This is a genomic window from Pseudomonas sp. 18.1.10 (assembly GCF_024655625.1).
Lineage (GTDB): Bacteria > Pseudomonadota > Gammaproteobacteria > Pseudomonadales > Pseudomonadaceae > Aquipseudomonas.
Map to the genome: position 1 here is coordinate 1 of NZ_JANLGL010000284.1, position 5,668 is coordinate 5,668.

General features: G+C 63.2%; 3 protein-coding genes. All 3 read right to left on the reverse strand.

The features are described from left to right. Positions 1 to 64 precede the first annotated feature (64 nt). Genes NUV89_RS26910 through NUV89_RS26920 form a run of 3 tightly spaced genes read right to left on the reverse strand, consistent with a single transcriptional unit; the run spans position 65 to position 5,531 of the window. Complete coding sequence (locus tag NUV89_RS26910) at positions 65 to 658, reverse strand: glutathione S-transferase (protein WP_257783701.1); 594 nt, start codon at positions 656 to 658, stop codon at positions 65 to 67. Beyond that, a complete protein-coding gene (locus NUV89_RS26915; protein ID WP_257783702.1) occupies positions 655 to 4,293 on the reverse strand; it encodes an AAA family ATPase in 3,639 nt (1,212 codons plus the stop codon). Before NUV89_RS26915 ends, NUV89_RS26910 begins: the two co-directional genes overlap by 4 nt. After that, entirely contained in the window at positions 4,290 to 5,531 is a 1,242-nt protein-coding gene (locus tag NUV89_RS26920; RefSeq protein ID WP_257783703.1) for an exonuclease SbcCD subunit D C-terminal domain-containing protein, read from the reverse strand. The genes NUV89_RS26915 and NUV89_RS26920 overlap by 4 nt, the downstream gene beginning before the upstream one ends. Positions 5,532 to 5,668 lie beyond the last annotated feature (137 nt).

Consider the following 5,668-nt stretch of genomic DNA (forward strand, 5'->3'; position numbering starts at 1 on the left):
GATGTGTTGCCTGATCCACCGCATTCGCGAGCAAGCCCGCTCCCACATTTGGATTATGTTGCGTTCAAGCCTTTGCCATTACTGTGACAAAGAGCGGTGAATCCAAAAATCGCTGTAACCACACCTGCAACCGTTTATACGGCGTACCGGCAAACCACACTCGGTCCACATGGGCAAACTGGCGCACAAACGGCGCCAGTGCAGCATCCGCCAGGGTCAGGTGGTTTGCCAGCAGGTAATCCCGCTCGGCCAGCAACCCCTCCAACTTCTGCAAGAACACCTCGCCCTCGGCCCGATAGTGTTCCATCGGCTGTTCCGGGTAGCGCTCGGCGTACTTGTATCGATTCAAGTGATGCTTGAAGCCCTGATCGTTCTCTGCGATCAACCCCAGGACTGCCGGATCACCCTGCAGCAACCAGTCGTCAGGATCATGCTGGGCCAGCGCCCATTGCATGATCTCCAGGCTCTCTTCAATCACCCGGCCGTCAACGCTGAGCACCGGCACCGTGCCCTTGGGCGATAACGCGAGCATCTCGGCCGGCTTGGCCTTGAGGCTGACTTCGACGATACGCACCGGCACGCCGGCGTAGCGCAACGCCAACCGCGCGCGCATCGCGTAGGGGCAGCGGCGGAACGAGTACAGCAGCGCGTCGTTCACTTGACCTCCAGGGTGCTCAAGCCGTTGCCTTGGCGCTTGACCTGGATCTGCACCGGGATGCGCTCGTGCATTTCCTGCACGTGGGAGATCACCGCCACCTTGCGCCCCTGGGCCTGCAAGCCGTCCAGCGCATCCATGGCCAGTTGCAGGGATTCGGGGTCAAGGCTGCCGAAACCTTCGTCGATAAACAGCGACTCGATCTTCAAGGTACTCGATGCCATGGACGCCAGGCCCAAGGCCAGCGCCAGCGACACCAGGAAGGTCTCGCCGCCAGACAGCGAATGCACCGAGCGCAGTTCATCGCCCATTTCCGTGTCCAGCACCAACAGACCCAGCATGCTGCCGCCGCGCTTGAGGCGGTAGCGGCGCACCAGTTGGCGCAGTTGCACGTTGGCGTGGTGCACCAGCAGGTCGAGGTTGTAGGCCTGGGCGATCTTGCGGAACGTGTCGCCCGTGGCCGAGCCGATCAATGCGTTCAAGCGTGCCCAGCGTTGCCATTCCTCATACGCCTTGGCGATCTGCGCGGCGAAGGCATGGTTGGCGTCCTGGCGACGCTGGTCTTCGGACTGGCGTGCGCGCAGTTCGGCAACAGCTTTCTCGCCATCGGCCAATTGCTGGTGCAACGCGGCCAGGGTATCGGCCAATGCCTCGGCGTCGAGGTTGCCGTTATGCAAGGCCTGGTGCTGGGCCAGCAGATGTTCGCGTTCCTGCAGCAGGACCTGGGCTTGTTCGACGGCTTTTTCGCTGTGCTGCAACTGCTGGCGCAGCGCACCGACCTGCGCCTCATCGAAGGCCAGCAGGCGGGTGAGACCGCTGTCGTCCAGCTCGGGATGCAGGGCGCGCCATTCGCTGATGCGGGTGTCGAGGTGCTGTTGCTCGGCTTGCAGGGCGGCTTGGCGTTCCTGTTGGGCCTTGAGGTCGGCAGCCAGTTGCACCAACCCATTGCGGGTGTCCTGCAATTGCTGGCCGGCATCGGTCTCGCTTTGGCGCGACAGGGTCACGGCCTGGTCCAGTTGCTCCTGCCATTGTTCGGCGCTGGTGTGTTCGCCAAGCAGGGCGCTCAGGGTTGCCTGGGCGGCCTGTTGCTGGGTGCCGAGTTCGCTGACCTGCACCAGTAACCCATCGAGTTGCTGCTGGCGATGTTGCTGGTGGGTCTGTTGTTTTTCGATGGCCTGCTGGCGTTCCTGTTGCTCGGCCAGTTCATCGCGTTGATGGCCCAGTTGCTCAAGACGCTGGCTGACCTGTTGGTCCAGTTGCATAAAGGTGGCCGCAGGCTCCTTGCGCAAACCGTCGAGGGTGTCGGCGGGCAACAGGCTGGCGAAGGCGTTGAGCTCTTCGTCCAGGCGCTCGCGGTCGCTGGCCAACGCCCGTTGCTGGTCCACCAGCAATTGCCGGGCCTGCTGGCTGGCGTCCTGGGCCGCTTGCAGTTGCTGCTGCAAGCGCCCGGCGTTTTGTTGCAGGTTGAGCAGGGCGCCCTGGCGTTGTTCGTCCAGGCTGATACGTTGGGTCAGTTGGCCGAGCTGCTGGGCCAGCCAGTCGCTGCGCTTGGCCGGGTCCTGATTGAACAACGAAGCCGACAACGGGTGCGCGTCCAGGCTTGGCGCCAGGGCTTGCTGCTGCGTGGCCAGCTGTTCCTGCTGTTGCAGGAACTCCTTCTGCTGGGCGATCAAACCGCCGACTTCGCCGCGCAGCTCGTTGAGTTTTTCCTTGAGGGTGTCGACGGCTTTCTGCGCCGCCGCCTCTTCGTTGTCGTCATGGCGGCCGAGGCTTTGCAGCAGCGCTTCGGGCTGGTGATACGGATGTTCATGGCTGCCGCACACCGGGCAGGGCTGGTCATCCTGCAACAGCTCGCGTAACTCCTCGACACTGGCGCTGCGGGCCAGGCGTTGGCGTTCCAGCAACTGCTTGGTCACCGCCAGGGTTTGTTCGGCAACGCTCAGTTCGGCCTTGGCTTGCAGGCCCGCCTGGTTCAGTTGTTCGCGTTGCTGCTGCGCATCGGCGAGTTTTTGCGTGAGTGCCGTCGACTGTTGATCCAGCTGCCGCTGGTTGTCCCACAGGCGGGTCAGGTCTTCGAAGGCCCGTTGTTGCTTGCGATTGTCCTGCAGCAGGCCGGCCAGCAGTTGGATCTGTTCGGCCACCGCATGGGGTTCGGCGCCGGCCTCCTGGTACAGCAGGTCGAGGGCTTCGCGCTGCTGGCTGAAGCGTTCGGCGGCGGTGGTGGCGCGTGCTTCCAGCTGGGGCAGCTCGGCCTGGCCTTTGTTCAGGCGATTGCCGATCAGCATCAGGTGTTGCAGGCGCTCACGGTAAACCGGCCAGGCATCGCCCAACGGCGCCAGGGCGCTGCTGCGCTCAAGGCCTGCGGCCAAGCGTTGCAGGCGTTCGGCAACCTGGTTTTGTTTGTCCAGCAAACCGTTGAGCAGGGCCCGGCCTTCGGTGCAGGCGTGTTCGTGTTGCCGTTGGTCTTCGGTGCGCTTGGCCAGGTCCCGGGTCAAGTGGGTGAGGGTGTTTTGTGCTTCGAATGCCTGGCGCAGCAAGGGTACCGCGTCGCCCTGGTTTTTCAGGGCGTCGGCGAGTGCGGTCTGTGCTGTTGCCTGCTGTTGCCGGGCTTGTTCCTGGCGGGTGTTCAGTGCCGCTTGCTGCTCGATGTGTTGCTGGATCTGCGTGGCTAACGGTGTTAACGCCTGGCTGAGTTCAGTCTGGCGTGCGAAGTGGTGGCGTTGCGGCGCCAACTGGTCCAGGCGGCTGAGGTCCTGGCGTTGCGGGCCTTGGTTTTCCCAGTCGGCCCGGGCGCGCTGAAGCTGTTCTGCAGCGCTGAGCTGACGCTCTTGCCATTCGCGCAGTTCCTTGAGCCACGCTTGCTGCGCCTCGAGTTGCTTGAGCTGGGCCTGTTGGGTCTTGAACTGTTGCTGGGCCTCATTGAACTGTTGATCCAGCTCCGCACGGGCCTCGGGGGCCAGGGGCACCACGCCGGTGGCCTGGTCCTGCAACTGCTTGTGGGCGTCCTTGGCCTCCTTGGCCTTGTCGAACGCACGGCGCCCGAGCTGGGTGTACAGCGCGGTGTCGGTGAGTTTTTCCAGCAGCTCGCTGCGTTCGTTGTCATTGGCCTTGAGGAAGGCACTGAATTCGCTCTGGGCCAGCAACACGGCGCGGGTGAACTGTTCGAAGTTCAGGCCCAGGGCCAGTTCCAATTGGGTCTTGTATTCGGTTTTCTGGCTGGCCAGCAGTTGGTCGCTGTCGAGGTCGATCAGGCTTTGGCGGCTGTTCTGCAATTTGCCGCTGGCTTTGTCGCGGGCACGGTTGGCTTCCCAGCGCGCACGGTAACGGCGGCCGTTGACGCCGACGAAATCCACTTCGGCATAACCGCCACCAGTGCCGCGTCGCAGCAGGGTGCGCGGGTCGCCGATGGAAATATCGCTGTCGGCGTCGGGCATCTTTGCCTGGCCGGTGTCGCCCAAGCGCGGCACGGCGCCAAACAACGCCAGGCACAGCGCATCGAGCAGGGTGCTTTTACCGGCACCGGTCGGCCCGGTGATCGCGAACAAGCCGGCACTGGCCAACGGTTCGGCAGTAAAGTCGATGTCAAACGGGCCGGCCAGGGAGGCGAGGTTTTTCAGGCGGATGGCGAGGATTTTCATGCGGGTTCATCCTCTTGTTGCACTTCCTGGAGCAGCACGGCGAAATCCTTCAAGGTCTGTTCATCCACTTCACTGCCGTAACTGTCCTGCCAGGCGCGGCTGAACAGTTCCTGGGGGGTGAGTTGGTCGAGTTCGATCAGGCGCGCTTCGCCTTCCTCCTCGCGCGCGCCGTTGCCGGCGTATTCGGCGGCGATGCGCACCAGGCGCACGGCCTTGCCTTGCAGGGCGGTTTCGATTTGCTGGCGCAGGTCCGGCTGGGGCTCGTCGAGGCGCACGCGCACTTCCAGCCAGGGGTGGCGCTGGGTTTCGGCGAGCAGGTCGATGTCGGGCAGCTCGGCCAATGTCTTGAGGATATCGGCCAGGGGCGCGGCTTCCAGGCGTTGCAGCTCGACCGAGCGGGGGATCAGCAGCGGTTCGACACTCACCAGGGCTTGACCCTGGAACGTGACGTCGAGGATTTGGTGCTTGTAGCCGATTTCGGAAAACGACAGCGGAATCGGCGAGCCACTGTAGCGGATGCGTTCCTCACCATTGACCTTTTGCGGCTTGTGCAAGTGGCCGAGGGCAATGTAGGCGACACTTCTATCGAACAGGTTGGCGGGCAGCGCCTCGGCATTCCCGATAATCAGGCTGCGCTCGGAGTCTTCGGACACCGAGCCGCCGGCCATATGCGCATGACTGATGGCGATCAGGGCCTGGCCTTTTTTGCGCTTGGCGTTGGCGGCAGCGATCAGCCATTCGTGCACCTGGCCGATACCGCGCAGGTAGTCGTCCCCCAAGTGCGCCCCGGTGACTTCCGCCGGGCGCAGAAACGGCAGCGCCAGGCACCAGGCCGCGATCTTGCCCTTGGCATCCGGCAACGGGATCAGCAGGCGCTCGGCATCCAGTTGGCCGTCGTCCAGCCACAGCACCCGACCGAGGGCGTGGGTGTGCAGGCGCCGCATCAGCGGCGCGGGCAATTCAATGCGCGAGCCGGAGTCGTGGTTGCCGGCGATCATCACAATGGTCAGTTTCGGGTTTTGTTCGTGGGCGCTGATGATGAAGTCATACAGCCGCTCCTGGGCCTTGAGCGGTGGGTTGACCGTGTCGAAGATATCACCGGCGATCAGCAGCGCATCGGGTTGATGGGTCTTTAGCTGACCCAACAGCCAGTCGAGGAAACAGGCGTGTTCGTAATCGCGTTCCTGGCCATGCAGGTTTTGCCCAAGGTGCCAGTCGGAGGTGTGGAACAGACGCAAGGCGAACTCCCTGGAGAAGATGAAAAGGAGGGGAGTTTACCCGGAATGTGAACACACTGCCCCGGATGGTGCAGATCAAGTGTGGGAGCGGGCTTGCTCGCGAATGCGGTGTGTCACTCAGCACATGTATTGACTGG